Source organism: Erythrobacter sp. (assembly GCF_030066995.1).
Taxonomy (GTDB): domain Bacteria; phylum Pseudomonadota; class Alphaproteobacteria; order Sphingomonadales; family Sphingomonadaceae; genus Erythrobacter.
In genome coordinates this window covers 107,331-125,502 of sequence record NZ_JASJAP010000001.1, presented here as the reverse complement: position 1 = coordinate 125,502, position 18,172 = coordinate 107,331, and the positions used below count along the sequence as shown (strand labels likewise).

12 protein-coding genes and 1 tRNA gene are annotated in these 18,172 nt (G+C 61.8%); 11 read left to right on the top strand and 2 right to left on the bottom strand.

Annotated elements, in window-relative coordinates; all coding sequences use genetic code 11:
• Positions 1-20: 20 nt before the first annotated feature.
• The 3 genes from QNI87_RS00605 (at position 21) to QNI87_RS00595 (ending at position 3,786) form a co-directional block, all read left to right on the top strand.
• Positions 21-1,196, top strand: coding sequence for an NAD(P)/FAD-dependent oxidoreductase (locus tag QNI87_RS00605; protein WP_300592546.1), 1,176 nt, complete (start codon positions 21-23; stop codon positions 1,194-1,196).
• A gap of 116 nt (positions 1,197-1,312) precedes the next feature.
• Positions 1,313-2,926: a wax ester/triacylglycerol synthase family O-acyltransferase gene (locus tag QNI87_RS00600; RefSeq protein ID WP_300592543.1), complete on the top strand. Its 1,614-nt coding sequence runs from the start codon at positions 1,313-1,315 to the stop codon at positions 2,924-2,926.
• Positions 2,926-3,786 (top strand): alpha/beta fold hydrolase, encoded by an 861-nt coding sequence (locus QNI87_RS00595; RefSeq protein ID WP_300592540.1) that lies wholly within the window; start codon positions 2,926-2,928, stop codon positions 3,784-3,786. The genes QNI87_RS00600 and QNI87_RS00595 overlap by 1 nt, the downstream gene beginning before the upstream one ends.
• A gap of 24 nt (positions 3,787-3,810) precedes the next feature.
• Here the strand turns inward: QNI87_RS00595 and QNI87_RS00590 are convergent, their stop codons facing one another.
• On the bottom strand, positions 3,811-7,119 hold the full coding sequence (locus QNI87_RS00590; protein ID WP_300592537.1) for a hypothetical protein: 3,309 nt from the start codon (positions 7,117-7,119) through the stop codon (positions 3,811-3,813).
• Between the two features lie 213 nt (positions 7,120-7,332).
• On the opposite strand from QNI87_RS00590, the gene infA reads away from it, so the two are divergent.
• The 8 genes from infA to QNI87_RS00550 all read left to right on the top strand — a co-directional run bounded on the left by infA (position 7,333) and on the right by QNI87_RS00550 (position 15,583).
• Positions 7,333-7,578 carry a translation initiation factor IF-1 gene (gene infA / locus QNI87_RS00585; protein WP_007163491.1) on the top strand — a complete coding sequence of 82 codons (246 nt, stop codon included), beginning with the start codon at positions 7,333-7,335 and terminating at the stop codon, positions 7,576-7,578.
• Between the two features lie 18 nt (positions 7,579-7,596).
• Complete coding sequence (locus QNI87_RS00580) at positions 7,597-8,169, top strand: Maf family protein (RefSeq protein ID WP_300592535.1); 573 nt, start codon at positions 7,597-7,599, stop codon at positions 8,167-8,169.
• Positions 8,162-9,139, top strand: a complete 978-nt coding sequence (locus tag QNI87_RS00575) for a ribonuclease (RefSeq protein WP_300592532.1) — start codon at positions 8,162-8,164, stop codon at positions 9,137-9,139. Before QNI87_RS00580 ends, QNI87_RS00575 begins: the two co-directional genes overlap by 8 nt.
• The gene (gene yacG, locus QNI87_RS00570) at positions 9,136-9,324 is read left to right on the top strand and encodes a DNA gyrase inhibitor YacG (protein ID WP_300592529.1); all 189 of its coding nucleotides are present in this window, start codon (positions 9,136-9,138) and stop codon (positions 9,322-9,324) included. The genes QNI87_RS00575 and yacG overlap by 4 nt, the downstream gene beginning before the upstream one ends.
• 138 nt (positions 9,325-9,462) lie before the next feature.
• Positions 9,463-9,537: transfer RNA gene (locus QNI87_RS00565), tRNA-Phe, on the top strand.
• A 39-nt stretch (positions 9,538-9,576) separates the two neighbouring features.
• A complete protein-coding gene (gene purC / locus QNI87_RS00560; protein WP_300592526.1) occupies positions 9,577-10,377 on the top strand; it encodes a phosphoribosylaminoimidazolesuccinocarboxamide synthase in 801 nt (266 codons plus the stop codon).
• Between the two features lie 110 nt (positions 10,378-10,487).
• Complete coding sequence (locus QNI87_RS00555) at positions 10,488-12,569, top strand: DUF3857 domain-containing transglutaminase family protein (protein WP_300592523.1); 2,082 nt, start codon at positions 10,488-10,490, stop codon at positions 12,567-12,569.
• A gap of 101 nt (positions 12,570-12,670) precedes the next feature.
• The gene (locus QNI87_RS00550; protein WP_300592520.1) at positions 12,671-15,583 is read left to right on the top strand and encodes a M16 family metallopeptidase; all 2,913 of its coding nucleotides are present in this window, start codon (positions 12,671-12,673) and stop codon (positions 15,581-15,583) included.
• Between the two features lie 109 nt (positions 15,584-15,692).
• Here the strand turns inward: QNI87_RS00550 and QNI87_RS00545 are convergent, their stop codons facing one another.
• Complete coding sequence (locus QNI87_RS00545) at positions 15,693-17,909, bottom strand: TonB-dependent receptor (RefSeq protein WP_300592518.1); 2,217 nt, start codon at positions 17,907-17,909, stop codon at positions 15,693-15,695.
• Between the last annotated feature and the right edge of the window lie 263 nt (positions 17,910-18,172).

Genomic DNA, 18,172 nt, shown 5'->3' with positions numbered 1-18,172 from the left:
ACCCCACTATCGGCAATCGCGTGCAATCATACGATGTCATAATTCTGGGCGCGGGCGCCGCCGGGCTGATGTGCGCCGCCGTCGCCGGGCAGCGTGGCCTGCGCGTTGCGGTGCTCGAAAAAGCGGCGAAACCGGGCAAGAAGATCCTGATTTCCGGCGGTGGGCGCTGCAACTTCACCAATCTTGGCGCTGGCCCGGGCAACTATCTGTCCTCCAACCCGCATTTCGCAAAGTCCGCGCTGGCGCGCTACACCCCCGCCGATTTCATCGCGCTGGTCGAGAAACACGCGATCGCGTGGCACGAGAAGACTCTGGGGCAGCTATTTTGCGATGGCTCGGCCAAACAGATCGTGGAGATGCTGCTCGACGAATGCGGGCCCAGTGTTGATGTGATTTGCGAGGCGGATGTGACCGCAGTGACGAAGGACGGCGGGGATTTTGCAGTCTCGGCCAACGGGATCCGTTACTCGGCGCCAGGTCTCGTGATCGCCACCGGTGGTCCGTCGATCTCGAAGATGGGAGCCACCGGCTTCGCTTACGATCTGGCGCGCCAGTTCGGCCTCAAAGTCATTGAGCCGCGCCCCGCCCTCGTCCCGCTAACACTCGGCGGAAAAGACGTTTTGTTTCGCGACCTGTCCGGGGTCTCCGCGCCGGTGCGCGCGAGCCACGGCAAGACCAGTTTCGAAGAGGCCGCGCTGTTCACGCACAAGGGCCTTTCGGGCCCCGCCATCTTGCAGATCTCGTCCTATTGGCGCCCTGGCGAGGACATTGGCATAGCGTTCCTGCCGGCTGCGGAATCCGATTGGCTCCTCGCCGCCAAGCGGGATCGCCCGCGCGCCACGCTGAAGACAGCGCTTCGGGAACACCTGCCGGACCGGCTGGCGGACGCTCTGGCGGATCGGCTTGAGATTGCTCGGGAATTGGGCAACACCTCCGACAAGACGCTGCGCGCTGCGGCCCAGCGGCTCGCCGATTGGCGCTTCACTCCAAGCGGAAGCGAGGGCTTTGCCAAGGCGGAAGTGACCCTTGGCGGTATCTCCACAGCCGAGCTGTCCTCGCAAACCATGGAGACCAGGAGTGTCCCCGGCCTCTATGCGATTGGCGAGGCGGTCGACGTCACCGGATGGCTGGGCGGCTACAATTTTCAATGGGCCTGGGCGAGCGGTGTGGCCTGCGGGCGGGCGCTGGCCGTCTAAGAGGTTGACCCGCGCGTTACCTTGCAGGCGGCCCAAAACCGCCTTACCTCTTGGCAAAAGAGCTCAAGAACGGGCGAAAACGGGGACAGGAGAACAACTTGCGGCAATTGCAAGGCATGGATTCATCGTTTGTAGCGATGGAATCGCCCAATTCACCCATGCATATCGGGAACCTGCTGATTTATAATCCGGAGACCGCGCCGGGCGGTTTCGTGCGATTCAAGGATATCCTCGCCTTCATTGAAAGCCGGATGCGGCTGTCAACGACGATCCGACAGCGCCTGGTGCGCGTGCCTTTCGATCTCGATTACCCCTATTGGATCGAAGACCCCAATTTCGACCTGGAATACCATGTCCGCCACGTGGCGCTGCCCAAGCCAGGCGACTGGCGGCAATTGTGTATCCAGACCGCGCGCATCCACGCGCGCCCGATGGACCTAACCCGCCCGCCCTGGGAATTCACGGTGGTCGAAGGACTCGAAAACGTCCGCGACTTTCCGCCGGGTTGCTTTGCGATGGTCACCAAGGTCCATCATTCAGCGATTGACGGCATGAGCGGCATCGATCTGATGGAAGCGCTGCACACGATCAGCCCCAATACCGCTCCGCCCAATCAGCCTGACGACTGGAAACCCGAGAAAGTCCCCGGCCCGATAGAGCTTCTGGGCAAGTCCTATATCAACGCAGTAGTGAACCCCTTCAAGCAGGCGCAGGTCGCGGCGCAAGCCGTCCCGGGTGTGGCGAGCGCGATCAAGGGACTGATCACCCGCGATTTCAAATTGACCAGCGATATCGTTCCGCCGCGCACGCGTTTCAATCGCTCGATTTCGGCGCATCGCGTGGTGGAAGGACGCTCTTTCCCGCTGGCCGACGTAAAGGCAATTCGCGCGCTTTTGCCAGATGCGAAAATCAACGACGTAGCCCTCGCGATCGTCGGCGGCGCGCTCAACAAATATCTGTCCGCCAAGGATGATCTGCCAAAGTCGACCATGACCGCAATGGCGCCCATTTCGGTGCGTTCAGAAGGCGAGAAAGGCGATATGGGCAACCAGGTCTCGGCCATGATCGCGCCGCTGGGTTCGCATATCGCCGATCCGGCGGAACGGCTCGAATACGTCTTCTCGCAGACCAAGAATTCAAAGGCGATGACCAACGCGATCGGGGCGCGCACCATGACGGAAGTGAGCAAGGTCAATCCGCTCCTATACATGGCTCTGGGCGCTCAACTGTTTAGCCGGGTAAGCGTGGCCCACCGGCTTGCCATGCCTTTTAACACGGTCGTCACCAATGTGCCCGGCCCTCCCGTGCCGATTTATTCGAGCGGCGCACGTATGGAGAGCATGGCGCTTTCGCTCATCTGTCTGACCGACGGCCTCGGCCTTGCGCATGTCGTCCAATCCTATGTCGATGAGGCGATCATCAGCTTCACCGCCTGCCGCGACATCATGCCCGATCCCGAGTTTTACGCCGAATGCTTACAGGAAAGCTTCGATGACATGCTGGCTGCAGCGAAAGCGGTGGACGCCGGAACGGTCGGGAAAGCCGGGGTTAAGACCTCGCGCGCTACAACATTGGCCAACAAACAGGTGCGCAAACCGGCGGCCCGAAAGGCCGCGACCAAGAAAGCGACGCCCCGCAAGTCGACGCGCAAGACCGCCGCGAAGGGATCCACGGCGAAACGCAAGCCGGCCAAAGCCACGGCGGCTCGCATCACGGAGGAGAGCAAGTAATGGCCAGCGCGGCACCCCATGGGACAACCATCCCACCAATGCCCGGCAGCATCATCGTCGATGACGGCAAGCTCAAGCAGGAATTGCCGACCGAGCTGCCCAAGCCGCCGCACCGCTTCTGGACCCTTTCCGAGGGCCGCGCGATGTTGGAGCTGGGGGCCTTCTATGCGTCGCGACCCTTCATGACCGGGCTCCCGCAGGGCGATGGCCACGCGGTGATGACCCTGCCCGGCTTTATGGCGACCAACAATTCCACCATTCCGATGCGCGGTCTTCTTCGCAGCCTTGGATACAACGCGCATGGCTGGGATTCTGGCCGCAATGTGCGCGTCAACGAAGAGCTAATCACCAAGCTGGAAGCACAGCTTGATCGGCTTTGCGATGAGAGCGGAGGCAAGGTCTCGCTTATCGGCTGGAGCCTTGGCGGTGTGCTCGCGCGTGAATTGGCCAAGCTGCAGCCGGAAAAGGTACGCCTGGTGATGAGTCTCGGCAGCCCGATCACCGATGACCGCGCGCACACTAACGCTGCGAGGCTGTTCAAGTTCTTCAACGGCGATGAACCGGAGAAAATCCGCGACGGGCAATTTCGCGGGCTTGATATTGCGCCGCCGGTGCCCACCACGTCGGTTCTGACCAAGACCGATGGCGTCGTCCATTGGCGCGGCAGTGTTCAGGACCCGGACAAGACCAACGGCTTTCCCAGCGAGAACATCCGCGTCTTTGCGAGCCATTGTGGGTTGGGTGTGAACCCCAGCGTGATGATCGCCATAGCCGATCGCCTGGCGCAGGCTGAGGGCGAGTGGGCACCCTTCGAGCCTGCGCCTGCGCAAAGCTGGATGTTCCCGCGGCTACACTCCTGACCTGCGATTCGGCGAGCGCAAAGGTCAGAACAGCTTGCGGATATCGATCCCGATGAAGCGGCCCACGGGATCGATCAGGAACGGCTGGTAATTGATCGGGGTCTCCCCGCTTTCGTCGCGCACCGCAAGTTGCGCGTCGAAGACGTTGTCCATCCGCAGAGAGACGCGCAGATTCTTCAGCGCCCGGTTCTGGCTGCCGACAAGCTGGTCGATATTGCCGAAAAGACGGATGTCAAAGGTCGCCAGATCGCCAAAGAACAGATCGCCGCTTCCCGCGGTCTCCGAGCCATCGAGGCGCGTTTCGCCGGTGTAGCGACCCGAGAGGCGAAGGCCCAGGCCGTTGCCGAAAATGCCCGCCTCAAGCCGCGACGTGTGTCGCGGGAAACCGAAGGCGCTGGTTGCGTCGCCATCGAGCTGATCAAGCACAGGCACGCCGGGGGCGATGAAGATCTCGTTCTGGAGTTCGACCGTATGTGTCAGGTTAGCGAAGTAACGCCAGCCGCGCCGACCGCCGCCAGCCAAAGGATTGAAAGCGGGCCCTGCAGCGCCCGTCCGGCCGCCTCGCGCGCCACCTCCCGTGCTCGGTCGCCCAGCTACAGGCGCGCCGCCACCACCCGGAGGACCCTCGGCTGAACAGATGCGCGAGCGAAAGCGGTCAAGAACCTGCGGTGGAATGTTGCCGTCGGCATCGCGCGATCGATCAATCACCATCATGAGGAAACTGGGATCGACGCCGGGAAGGATGCCTGAGACATCGTCTCCGCGCTCAATCATGGCGATGAGGTTGCGCATTTCCTCCTGCCCATTTTCGCCGCACAGCCGCGCTCTCAGAGCGGTCAGGCGCTCCGCTCGCGCGGGGTCCTCGCCGCCTTGGGTCGGTGTTGTAGCCTGAGGGACCATCGGATCTTGCCCCGGACTACCCGGACCGCCCCGACCACCGCGTCCAGCGAACATCGAAGGATCAAGACTGCAAATCCGGCTACGAAATTGTTCCAGCGCTGCATCCGTTATCTCGCCCACGTCGTTGCGGACGCGCGACAGGAAGCCCTCCAGCCGCTGGACATCGACGCCAGGTATTATTGTTGAGGGGTCGTCCCCGTTCTCGACCGCCTCCACAATTCGCTTCAAGGTCTCCAGACCATCATCTGCGCAAACGCGCTCGCGCACGGCCATAAAGCCTCCTCGGCCACCGCGCGCACTGGCCGGTGGTCCACCTGCCCCCGGCGGACGGCTCGCTGAAGGAGGGCCACCTTGCGCTCTGCCAGGCCCGCCCGAAGGTCCGCCAAATCCACGCCGACCGCCGCCAATCGAGCCGCGGGCGGATAGGCGGAACTGCAATCGATCGGAACGCGTCTCGTCGAAGCTCACCGGGCGCTGGTCAATGGCCACCAAGGTGCCGTTGGCGTCGCGTGTCACGCGGTCGGGAAACGCCGCCTCGATCTCTTCGGTGATCTGAGGAAACGCGCTGGTGACATTGTCGGAACGGTTGCGAATGTACTCCACCGTGAAGCGCGTACCCTCGACGAAGGGCAGCTGCCAGTTGACGGCAAACTTCCAGTCGCGCTGAGTTTCGGCGGGTAGGTCAGGGTTTCCGCCCGTCGTTACGTCAGCCAGCACGGTCTCACCGTTGACGAAGTCAAACACCGGAACGTTGAGGTTGGTGATCTGCGGATTGCCGAGCGATTGCAGCGCGGGTGCCACTTCGCGATAAATGTAGGTTGCAGACAGATCGAGGCTGTCGAACGGAGCCCAGTTGAGCGAAACGTTATAATCGCCAAGTGTCCCGAAGTCCGACAACTCCTCAAACCCGATTTGCGCGTTCAGTGTGAAACTGCCCAAAGCATCGGCAAAGCCGTTACGGCGGCTGGTTATCGGGATCACGAAATTGGCGCCGCTCTGAATATTGCCGCGCGTCAGCTGCACATCGTCGAGCGTGCGCGTGTCCGCGCTTTCGATCCGGTTCCAAGTGTAGCCGATGTCAAATGTTGCGAGCAATTCACCGCCCGGCAAATCGACCAGAGGTCCGCGCACCGTGTTGAGATTGGTCGCCGTCCAGTTGCGCGAGAACGCCGTTTCGAAGCCATTCTCGGCGGTCCCAGGCAACGGATCATCCAACGCGAGCGTCCCGGCAAGCGCGGCCTCCTGCAACGCTTCGATATCCTCGTCAGCAAGGCGGTTGTCGATCTCGGTCGTGCTTTCGCTGAAGGTGGTATCGAGCGTGGAGGTGAGGCGGAAAGCGTTGACCGGCTTGGTCAACGATCCGGCCAGCGAGATGGTGTCGCTTGCCGTGCGCCGTTCCAGCGGGTCCTCTTCGCCGAAGGTGCGTGTGACAGCCGCGTCGGGGTCGTTGAGATCATTGGTTAGCGTGACGGTGTTAAGCCCGTCGAGGCTGCGGCTGTCTGCGCGAACGTAGTTGGCGTTGGCCGAGAGCGAGAGGCCGCTTTCGAGATAGGCCTTTGCCCAGCTCACATTGGCATCCAGGCTGCGGCTGTCCGGGATCAGACTGCGAAACTCGGCCTGGTCGGGATCGGTGGCAAGGTCTGACGTGGAGCCGGGGGTCTGCTCGATATCGCGTTCGTCTTCGCTGAGGAGCGAAACATCCTGCGCTGTGAAATTGAAGTTGAACCGGCCGCCATCGGCAATCTTGAGATAGCCGAACTCCTGCTCCGTGGTCAGGTTGCCGCCCCGCGCTGGTCCTTCGAACTCGAACTCAACCTCGCGGCTGGCGTAGTTTTCCTTGAGGATCAGGTTGATGACCCGGCGATCGGGCGGAAATCCAAAGCGTTGAGCGACTTCTTCGGGAAACACCTCGACCTTGGCCAGGGCTTCGGGCGGATATTGGAAAAGCTCACGAAAACTGCCGGGACGAATGCCGTTGACGAGGATGACAGGCCGCCCACCGCCGCCGCGCCCCCGCGCCGAGCCCGTCTGGTTTTGGATCTGCTGGACAAGATCGGAAATCGACGCGACGCCTTCGGCTGCTATGTCCTCCTCGCCAAGCTCCAGAAGCGGCGCCTGTTCGACATCGAGCTGCCCGCGCAAACGGGTTCCCTGGACAACGATTTCGCCGCCGTCTTCATCGTCGAGCGTGGTCCCCGGACCACCGCCGCTATCGGTGCCGAAGTCGGTCTGTGGATCCTCTCTCTCGCGCGCTTGCTGGACGGTCGTTTCGGGGGCTGGATCGCTCTGCGGTTGGGCTTGAGCTTCATTCGACGGGGCCGAGTCGTCGATTGCGTTGCTGGCAGAAGCCGAGGCCGGGCTCGCCATTGCAGCCAGAGCGAGAAGGCCCGCGCTGGCCAGCAGCTCGCAGCGCCTTTTTGATTTCGGGATCATGCGTGAGCCTTTTCAGCAATGCGCCCGCGCTCACAAGCGCTTGGCGTGTAACGGTTTGCACCTGAGATTGGCACGAGCGTGAGTTACGGAATGCGCACAGCCAAGGATGACAACCCACCTAACGCACGAGGCTTCCAATTTGTTCTCGTGATCGCTAAACGGCGCGCCCAGACCGACGGAACGTTTTGCGTCGCAACCAATTTAAGGGATTACATGGCCAAAGAAGAACTCCTCGAAATGCGTGGGCGCGTGGTCGAGCTGCTGCCCAATGCGATGTTCCGGGTAGAGCTTGAGAACGGCCACGAAGTGCTGGGGCACACCGCCGGTAAGATGCGCAAGAACCGAATCCGCGTGCTTGTGGGCGACGAAGTCCTGTGCGAGCTGACACCCTACGACCTCACCAAGGCGCGCATCACCTACCGCTTTATGCCCGGTCGCGGCGGTCCCGGGCCGCAGTAACAATTCAGGTGAACGGGCGTGAGCGCTCTTCATCTGACCCTCGCCTCCGCGTCGCCGCGCCGGCAGGATTTGCTGGCCCGCCTAGGCCTGGCGCCTGACGCCGTCCAACCCGCCAATATCGACGAAACCCCGCTAAAGAACGAACGCCCACGCGATTACGCCCTGCGGATGGGAATAGAGAAAGCAGGCGCGGTAGAGGCGGCTGGCTATGTGCTGGCTGGCGACACGGTCGTAGCCGCAGGAAGGCGCATCTTGCCCAAGACCGAGGCCGAGGACGAAGCGCGCGCGTGCCTCGATTTGCTCTCGGGGCGGCGGCACACTGTGCTATCCAGCGTGGTCCTGCGCGCACCCGATGGCTCGGTCGCCTCGCGGCTAAGCGCAAACATCGTGCGCTTTAAATCGCTCTCGCGCGAAGAGATTGACGCGTATCTCGCGGGCGATGAATGGCGGGGCAAGGCCGGAGGCTACGCGATCCAGGGATCGGCCGAAGCGCTTATTCAGTGGATGCGCGGCAGCCATTCCTCGGTGATGGGCCTGCCCCTTTACGAAACGCGCGCGCTACTAAAATCAGCGGGCTTTGCCATTGCCTGATCCGCGCCCTGAGTTTGCAGCTTCGAACTGGTGTGTCGAACACGGCATCGGAGAGACCCGTGCGCTCTTGTGCGCGGGAGGGGAGATTCTGGCCGCCAAGCTGCTATGGCCGGGAGAACTCTTCGCAGGCCAGGTCTTGACCGCAAAACTGACTGCGAAACTGGCCGGAAAGGCCCGCGGCACGGCAGTCACGGCTTCAGGGCATGAGCTGCTGGTGGATCATCTGCCCAGCGCCATCACCGAAGGCGAGAATCTCTCGATCACTGTCACACGCGCCGCCATCGCCGAGAAAGGGCGCTGGAAGCGCGCTCAGGGCCGCGCCAGCGACGCAGACGAAGGCGCCCAATGGTTGGCGGGTGCCCAGGTGCGCCGCGGCTTTGCCAGCGAAATTTGGGAAGACATCTGGCAAGCCGCCGCTTCGGGCGAACTGCCTTTCGCAGGCGGCGCGCTGGTGTTCAGCGTCACCCCGGCGATGACGCTGATCGATGTGGATGGAACGGGCGATCCCAAGTCGCTGGCGCTGGCCGCTGTGCCCGTCATTGCGAACTGGCTATGCCTGTTTGACCTAGGCGGGAATATCGGGATCGATTTCCCGACGATTGAGGCGAAGGCCGACCGCCGCTGTGTGGACGATGCGCTTGGCGATGCGCTTGCTGATTGGCCGCATGAGCGCACGGCGATGAACGGCTTCGGCTTTGTCCAGATCGTCGCGCGGCTTGAGGGGCCATCGCTGCTCCACCGGTTTGCCACTTCTCGCCCCGGCCTGTGCGCGCGCTACGCATTGCGCGTCGCGGAACGCGCCACGGGCAGCGGCCCGGTCCTGCTGCTTCGTGTCCATCCCGCGCTGAGGGCCAAGCTGAAGCCTGAATGGATCGAAGAGCTCGCTCGCCGGACGGGGCGAGAAGTGCGGATCGAGACCGACCCGGCTCTTGCGCTCGAAGCGCCGAGCGCTCAGATATTGAACTTATGACAAGAAGCGCCGCCAAGCCTTGCCCCATCTGCGCGAAGCCGCGCGTGCCCGAGTTTACCCCGTTCTGTTCGCAGCGCTGCAAGGACCGCGATCTCGCGCGTTGGTTCGGGGATGGATACGCGGTCCCAGGTCCTCCGGCGAGCCCCGAAGAGATCGCAAGCGCGAATTGGCCCGAGCAGGATTGATCCGGTGCACCCCTGCTCGCTTCTCGCCACACACGCCTGACACCGATTTACCTCTTGCCAATCGGGTGCGGCTTCGTCATAGGCGCGCTCTCATTTGCTCGCCGGTGGCTCTGCATGACCACCGCCGCCGCAGCGGATGCCCGGGTAGCTCAGGGGTAGAGCAGCGGATTGAAAATCCGCGTGTCGGTGGTTCGATTCCGCCCCCGGGCACCATCCGTTGCCGCCACTCAAGCCCCAAGGGGTTGCCAACGCATGTCGCGTCGCCGTCAGATCTACGAAGGGAAGGCCAAGATCCTCTACGAGGGTCCCGAACCCGGCACGCTGATCCAGTATTTCAAGGACGATGCGACCGCGAACAACGCGGAAAAGCGCGGTACGATCAACGGCAAGGGTGTGATTAACAACCGCATCAGCGAGCACGTTTTTACGCGGCTTTCGCATATCGGGATACCCACCCACTTCATCCGCCGTCTGAACATGCGCGAGCAATTGGTGCGACAGGTCGAGATTATCCCGCTCGAAGTGGTGCTGCGCAACGTTGCCGCCGGATCGCTTTCGAAACGGCTCGGCATCGAGGAAGGCGAACCGCTGCCGCACACTTTGATCGAGTATTACTACAAGGATGACGCGCTGGGCGACCCGATGGTCGCGGAAGAACACATTGCGTGCTTCAACTGGGCAAGCCACGAAGAGATGCACGACATTTCATCGATGGCGATCCGCATCAATGATTTCCTTGTCGGCATGTTTGCAGGGATCAACATTCGCCTGGTGGATTTCAAGCTGGAATTCGGGCGGCTTTACGATGGGGACTACAGCCGCGTGATCCTGGCCGACGAAATCAGCCCGGATGGGTGCCGCCTTTGGGACATGGCGACCGGCGAGAAACTGGATAAGGACCGCTTCCGGCGCGATATGGGCGGTGAAGAAGAGGCGTATCGCGAAGTTGCCCGACGCCTTGGCCTCTTGCAGGGCGAGGACAACCAGCCGGGCGAAGTGCTCGATCTCTCGAGCCACCGCTCGCGCCTGCGTGGCACTCCTCCCAAAAAGTGATCGGCGCGCCCCGCGACGCTTCGCCACAAACCGAGCTCTGGCTTACGCCGACCTTTCGGGTTAGTCTTGTTTGATTTCTCAACGCTTTGCGACCCTGTGGAGCCGCCTTCATGTCCCTTCGCCCCTCGATCGCCGCTGCGCTTGCGCTGAGCGTGGCTGCGCCGATCGCGTTTGCATCTACGCTGAACGCGCAGCCCAGCGAAGCCCAAGACGCTTCTTCTGTGCCAATCGCGCCTACGCCAGAGTGGGCGAGCGATTCCGAACCGCTTCCCGTTCCCGAGGACGCACAAGGGCTAATCTTTGTGCGGCGGCAAGACACCATTGCGCGCCTGACCGAGACCGGAGCACGCTCCTATCAGAGCCAGCTCTTTCGGCTTCTTCAGCCACAGGCCTTGCAATTGGGCAATATCGCGTTCGCCTGGAACCCCGCTTCCGGTCCCGCGCAAGTGCATGCGGTCCGGATCCATCGGGGCAGCCGGGTCATCGATGTGCTCGAAAGCACCCAGTTCGAGATCCTGCGGCGGGAAGACCAGCTCGAACAGGCGATGCTTGATGGCAACCTGACAGCCTCTTTGCGCGTGCCGGATCTGCGCGTCGGGGACGATCTTGAGTTCGCCTACACCGTCCCTCTTCACGACCCGACCCTCAAGGAAGCCAGCCACGGGCTCCTGTTCCTCGCTGACGCGCCGCCTTCGGGTCGCTTCCGGCTCGAATTGTCCTGGGAGGTTGGGCAGGAACCCGCGATCCAACTCACGGACGATCTGAAGGAAGTGGCCGAGCGGACCGACAACGCGATCACTGTGCGTTTTGACAACCCCGAGGCCATCGCGCCGCCGCGCAACGCTCCGCCGCGCTACTCCTGGGCACGGATCATCGAATATAGCGACTTTGCGACATGGGAAGCGGTCTCGAGGCGTTTTTTTGACCTGTTTGACGTAGCAACACAGCTCGATGCCAACTCCCCCTTGCGTGAAGAGGCGGCGTTCATAGCCTCCGAGAATGCGAGCAAACTGGCGCAGGCGCAGGCGGCGCTCAAGCTGGTCCAGCAGCAGGTCCGCTATGTCTATGTCGGTCTCAACGGCGGCAATTTTACCCCCGCCAGCGCCGATGAGACCTGGGAGCGGCGCTATGGCGACTGCAAAGGCAAGACGGCCATGCTGCTTGCCCTGCTGCGCGAACTGGAGATCGAGGCCGAGGCAGTGCTGGTTGCCAACACGATCCCAACCGATGGCCATCCGAACAGGCTCGCCAATCCCGGGCTTTTCGATCACGTTCTGGTGCGCGCGCGGATCGATGGCGAAGACTATTGGCTCGATGGGACTCTGCCCGCGGTGATCGAGGCGCGCGACGAGCCCTTCTTCAGATACCAATCGGTGCTGCCGCTCGCTTCCAACGGCAAGGCGCTGGAACGTTTGCCGGAGCGCCCCTTCGAGCTCCCGCAGCAAATGGGGATCGTCGATATCGATGCGCGCGCGGGCTTCGACGAGCCAGCGAAGAAAACCGAGATCATTGTCAGCCGCGGCCCATCGGCGCTCCAGGAATATTACAGCTTCTCCGCAGTGACCGATAACCAACTCGAAGCGGCGTTCCGTAGCGAGCTTGTCGGCAACCGCGAATGGGATTCGATCGACAAGGTCGCCTACCGGTTCGACAAGGAAACACAGGCCAGTGTCCTTGAAATCGTAGGCACCGGACCTGTCGATTGGGAAGCCGAAGAAGACGGCACCTACACTTTCCGCTTGCCCGGAGGCGGGTTCAACCCGCCCGATCGCCGCCAGCGCGCCGAAGGGGACCTTAGCGAAACGCCCTATTGGCAATCGCCGCAATATTCATGCTTTGCGACCACAGTCCGCCTCCCTGAGGAGACCGAGCTCGAAAAGTGGAGTTTCAACACCGTCTTCGACACGATGCTGTTCGGACGGGTCTTCTATCGCGCAATGGAAAAGCGCAACGACCGGACCATCCGCATGGTTCGCGCAAGCCGGACGGAAACGACAGAGATCACCCCCAAGCGGGCAGCGCGCGATAATGAACGGCTTGCCAATTTCGATAACTCGATGGCGGTGATCGGCTATTATCCAAGAGAGGAAACCGACACCTGGAACGGGACCGGGCCTGTGCCAGCGACGGATGAGGTGGATTGGACCGGACAAAACCCTCCGTGCCTTCCTGCGGATATGCTGAAGAAGTGAAGCGCGGCGTGGGGGCCTTTGTGCTCTTTCATGCGTTACATCGGCATTACGTTGCGCGCCCAAAATGCGACAAGCGCCTTTAGGAGAGTAAAAGCCGCCCCATGATCACCCGCATCCACCTGCTTGTCGCAAGCCTGTTCCTGGCTCTCTCCAATTCCGTCCTTGTACACTCACTTGCCGCTCAGAATCACCCGGACGTGGAAGCGCGCGCGGAGCGCGCCGAGCCGACATGGGCCTTCGAGACGAGCGATATCGAGGTCGATCCCGGATACACCTTTGGCGAACTCGATAACGGAATGCGCTACATACTGCGCCAGAACGCGACGCCCGAAGGCACCGCTCTGGTGCGCATGCGGATCGGCAGCGGATCGCTGGAGGAGACCGACACCGAGCGTGGTCTCGCGCACTATCTTGAGCATATGGCCTTCAACGGATCAACGGGCATTCCCGAAGGCGAGATGATCAAGCTTCTGGAGCGCAAAGGTCTGGCGTTCGGGGCCGATACCAATGCGGGCACCGGCCTTGATTCGGTGACCTACATGCTCAACCTGCCGCGCAACGATGAAGACCTGCTTGACACCGCGCTCATGCTGATGCGCGAAACCGCGAGCGAGCTTACCATTGCCGAAGACGCGGTGGAGCGTGAACGCGGCGTTATCCTTGCCGAGCGGCGCGACCGGCGCAATTACCAGCAGCGCGCTCAAGAAGACGGTTTCGAATTCTACGCGCCCGAGGCCCGGTTTGCCGAGCGCTTGCCGATCGGCACGCTCGACGTGATCGAGAGCGCCAGTTCCGAGACGATCCGCGCCCTCTACGAGCGTACCTATGTGCCGGACAACACGGTGATAGTCATCGTCGGCGATTACCCGGTCGAGATGATGGAAGCCAAGCTGCGCGAACGGTTTGCAAGCTGGACGGGCCCTTCCGCTCCCGAAGAGCCCGTCACGGGCCCGGTCGATATCACGCAAAAAGGCCTAACGGATATCTACACCGATCCTTCGCTTTCAGAGAGCGTTTCGATCGTCCAGTTCGGCGAATGGCGCGATGAACCGGACACGATCGCAAACCGCAAGCGGGCCACGCTGCGCGGGATCGGATACGCGATCGTCAATCGTCGCCTTGCCCGTCTTGCACGGGCCGAAGACGCGCCTTTCCGGGGCGCAAACTTCAGCCAGGGCAACTTCTTCGAAGACGCGCGGACGACGGGGATCAATGTGGCGAGCGTCGATGGCGCCTGGCGCGAGGGCGTGCTGGCCGCCGTCCAGGTCTATAATGAAGCGCTGACCTATGGCTTCACGCAGGCCGAGGTGGACGAGCAACTCGCCCGCCGACGTTCAGCCCTCGAAAACGCGGTAAAGGCAAAAGACACGCGCAACAACGCGGCCTTTGTCGGCGCAGCGCTGTCGCTTGTGGGCGATGAGATTGTTCCCACCACGCCGGAGCACCGCCTTGAACTGTTCGAGACCTTTGCGCCCGAGATCACGCCGAAAAGCGTGTATGCCGCTTTCAAGGAGCACGTCATACGGCTTGACGATCCGTTGATCCGTTTTCAGGGGCGCGAGGCGCCCGAGGGCGGCGAAGACGCGCTGCGCTCAGCCTTTCGTGCAGGGATGGCTTTGCCGATCACGCCGCCGACCGATAACGGGTCTACTCAGTTTGCCTACACCGACTTCGGAAAGCCCGGCGCTATCGTCACGGACACGGCCGAGGAGCAGCTCGGTATCCGGCAGGTCGTCTTCGACAACGCTGTTCGATTGAATCTCAAGACAACAGACATTCGCGAAGACCGTATCAGTGTGAGCGTGTCGATCGATGGCGGCAATCTGATGAGCACAAGGGAGGACCCGCTCGCGGTCTATCTGGCGAGCTCTCTGTCCGCAGGGGGGCTGGGGGCGCACAGTGTCGATGAACTCTCGACCATTCTGGCCGGTCGCAGCGTCGGTTTCGGTCTGGCATCCAACGCCGACAGCTTCGTGATGTCGGCGACCACAACCCCGCGCGATCTTGACCTGCAAATGCAATTGTTCGCCGCTTTGTTGACCGATCCAGGCTATCGGGCCGAGGGCGTCGAACAGTTCCGGAAAGGGATCAAGAACTTCTTCGAGACGCTCCGTTCGACCCCCAGCCGAGCCCTCAGCGCTGTGCAGGGCCGCGAGCTGTCGGACGCCGATCCGCGCTTCACACTGCAACCCCAGGACGCGTTCAAGGCGCTCGACTACGATGGCCTGGAAGCGGTCATCGGCGACCGACTGGCCAACGGTGCAATCGAAATCGCGATTGTGGGCGACGTCGAGGAAGACGCCGCGATCGCCGCCGTTGCTTCGACCTTTGGCGCGCTTCCCGAACGCGAAAATGCATTCCGGCCGCGCGACGAGGCGCGCAGCCGCGGCTTTACCCAGGATCGATCAACCCGCGTCATCGAGCACGACGGCGAAGCCGATCAGGCGCTCTTGCGGATGTTCTGGCCCGCGACCGACGACACCGATTTCGAAGAGACAGTACGCCTGCAGATGCTGGGGCGCGTGCTGCAGTTGGAGCTTATCGACCGCATCCGCGAAGAGCTTGGCCAGGCATACTCCCCCGGCGCCAGTGTCAACCTAAGCCACCATTATCGTGATTACGGTACAATCCTGATTAATGTAGCGCTTGAGGACAGCCAGATCGAGGAAGCGCGCGCTGCAATTGCTGCCATGCTGGCCGACCTGGCGGGCGACGCCATCACCGAAGATCTGCTCGAACGCGCCCGCAAGCCCCTGCTGGAAAAGCATGAGAACGCTCTGAAAGGTCTGGGCGGGTACGCCGCCCTCACCGCGCGCGCTCAGAGCGAGCCTGAGCGAATTGATCGCTATTTCGCCTATCCCGATACGCTCAAGGCGGTCAGCGTCGAGGACGTGCGAGCGGCGGCGGCTCAATACCTGAAGCCAGAGGCCGCAGTGACTTTCATCGTTGCACCCAGCGAGGCTGCAAAGGCCAAAGCGACTGCCGAGTTCGCTGAGGCGGGAGGCCGCGAATAGCACGCGCCTGAAGGCCAAAGGAAAGGGCTGGCAGGTCGCCTCCCGCCAGCCCTTGTCTTGCAACGCGGGCGCGCCTCACAACAGGTGAGGCGAGCCCCGTCTTTTCGACTTAGTAATTAAAGCCGACCGACACGCCGATCACGCGCGGATCGTTCACAAACGCTGTGTTGTTGTTGAAGTCAATGACACCGAGCACGTTGTCTTCATTGGTGATATTGCGAGCAAACACAGCGATTTCGTACTCACCGTCATTGCCGCGGTACCCGACGCGCAAGCCGCCTTCGATGCGGCTGTCGGCGTTGAATTCCTGGCTCTCGTAAAGCAGGAAGTTGGTGTCGCCCAGATAGACCCAGTCGGTGAAGATGAAGAACGCATCGTTGTCGCCAACCGGGATCGTGTAGCTCGCGGTGAAGTCGCCGCTCCACTCGGGCGCGTTGGGGAACGGGTTGCCGTCGACCAACGCCCGCGTGACGCCATCGATCTCGACCGTCGGATCGGTCACGGTGCACTGAGCGCAAACGCCAACCGCCAGGCTGTCATCCTTGATCTCGGTGTTGTTGTACGCAACGCCCAGCGTGAAGAGCAGTTCAGGTGTCAACTGGAAAGCAGTGTCGAGCTCGAAGCCATAGGCCTCGCCCTCATTGGCGTTGATCAGCTGGACGAGGTTTGCCTCTCCGCCCACCGCGGTGAACTGGGGATCTTCAACAGTGTAGTAGAACACCGCGCCGTTGATGCGAATGGCGTTGTCGGCCAGCTCGCTCTTGAAGCCGACTTCATAGCTGGTGATGTTCTCCGATTCAGCGACGCTTGGCGCGCTGAAGAATGCGACATCGCGGCCCTGGATCGTCGGCGCGCGGAACGCGTTGGCGACGCGGGCGTAAAGGCTGGTGTCCGCAGACACATCGGCGAACAGACTGATATCCCAGTCTACATTATCATCCTGCACCGAAACGGGCTGCGGCGGGGCGCCTTCGACAACGATGAAATCCTTTTCATCGTCGGTGTAGCGCAGGCCGCCCGTCACCCGGAGTATCTCGTTAAGCTGGTAAGACACCTGGCCGAAAGCAGCCCACGCATCGTTGGTGTGATTGACCGTGACGGGCGGCGGGAAATCGAACCCCACTGTTGTGACGTCGAAATCGCTGCTGAAGTAGAACCCGCCAATCTGCCAGCTCAACGGCCCTTCACCGTTCGAAGCGAGGCGCACTTCCTGCGTGTACTGCTCCAGATCGATCGAGTCCTGCGTGTCGGACGGGAACGGGATGAAGCCAGGGCCCGTCACCAGGTTGCCACCGTCGACATCCCCGCGTGAAAAGCCATCGCTTTCCCAATAGCTGGTAATCGAGGTGAGCGTTGCGCCCTCAAATTCATAGCTCAGATTGAGAGTTGCGCCGAGTTGCTGGTATTCCGAAGGGTTGCCACCACCCGCGTCGAAAGAAACCGCGCCACGGTCGTAGTTTTCGTTGAGATTGTTATTCCCCGGCCCGAGCACGTTGGCACGAAAGATGGTCGAAGTGCCATCGAGATCGCGGAAATTGACCGATGCGAGCGCCTTGAACCGGTTGCTTTCGTCCGGCGTCAGCATCAGCTGACCGCGAATGGCAATATCGGTGAAGCCGCCCAGAACGTCTTGCTCGCCGGTGAAATCGTTGTCGATCCAGTCGCCGCGGCGCTGAAACTGGGTCGAGACTCGAAACGCGAGCGTCTCTTCGACGATACCACCGCCCATAGCGGCGTTTGCGGTGATCGTGTCAAACGAGCCGAAGCTCAGGCCCAGTTGGACGTCATCCTCAAAGCTTGGTTTGATGCTGTCGATCTTGACAATACCCGCCGGCGTGTTGCGACCAAACAGCGTGCCCTGCGGGCCGCGCAGCACCTCAACCCGCTCCACATCAAAGATCGGGAAGGATTTGAGCGTGACGTTTTCAAGCACGACTTCGTCCAGCAGAACCGAAACGGGCTGCGAGGCGGCTAGGTCAAAATCGGTGTTGCCAAGGCCGCGAATGTAAAAGCGCGGCGCAACGCGACCGTTCGAGCTTTCGACATTGAGGCCAGGGACCGAACCGGCGAGCGCGGTAATGTCACCCGCGGCTGAGAACACCGCGTCAATCCGACCCTCGTCAAGAATCTCTGCGGAGACCGGCACATCCTGCAGGTTTTCTTCGCGGCGGTTGGCCGTAACGATGATCGACGGAAGCTTTCCATCGTCGGCTTCAGCGGTTTCGGTGTCCTGCGCAGCGGCGGGAGCGGCGAATGCAAAAGCCGCGGCGGTGATTGCGGTGGTGCTCGTCCAGAGCGCATGGACGATAGACAGACGATTCGACATGACACAGGCCCCTGGTTTTTACGCGATGAGAAAAGGCGCGGCGCAGGCGCTGCCAGAATTCGGCGATTCTTGCGAGGCGCAAGCCGGGCCCCCGCGCGTGAAGGGGACGCTCTCGTGACGATCTGGCGCGCAATGTGGCAGTTCGGTGACACTTTTAAGCCTGCAAGACGTTGTTCCCACGCCAGCGCGCCGAGTAAAACTGTCTCAAGGCAGGGTGCGCGCGAGAGAAAAGCGCGCTAAGGGCGCTCGCGAACAAACCCGCG

Bases quoted from the DNA above. Each gene is read 5' to 3' on its own strand.
- QNI87_RS00600 (WP_300592543.1), top strand. From the start codon at position 1,313: ATGGATTCATCGTTTGTAGCGATGGAATCGCCCAATTCACCCATGCAT.
- QNI87_RS00595 (WP_300592540.1), top strand. From the start codon at position 2,926: ATGGCCAGCGCGGCACCCCATGGGACAACCATCCCACCAATGCCCGGC.
- QNI87_RS00590 (WP_300592537.1), bottom strand. From the start codon at position 7,119: ATGATCCCGAAATCAAAAAGGCGCTGCGAGCTGCTGGCCAGCGCGGGC.
- infA (WP_007163491.1), top strand. From the start codon at position 7,333: ATGGCCAAAGAAGAACTCCTCGAAATGCGTGGGCGCGTGGTCGAGCTG.
- yacG (WP_300592529.1), top strand. From the start codon at position 9,136: ATGACAAGAAGCGCCGCCAAGCCTTGCCCCATCTGCGCGAAGCCGCGC.
- purC (WP_300592526.1), top strand. From the start codon at position 9,577: ATGTCGCGTCGCCGTCAGATCTACGAAGGGAAGGCCAAGATCCTCTAC.
- QNI87_RS00555 (WP_300592523.1), top strand. From the start codon at position 10,488: ATGTCCCTTCGCCCCTCGATCGCCGCTGCGCTTGCGCTGAGCGTGGCT.
- QNI87_RS00550 (WP_300592520.1), top strand. From the start codon at position 12,671: ATGATCACCCGCATCCACCTGCTTGTCGCAAGCCTGTTCCTGGCTCTC.
- QNI87_RS00545 (WP_300592518.1), bottom strand. From the start codon at position 17,909: ATGTCGAATCGTCTGTCTATCGTCCATGCGCTCTGGACGAGCACCACC.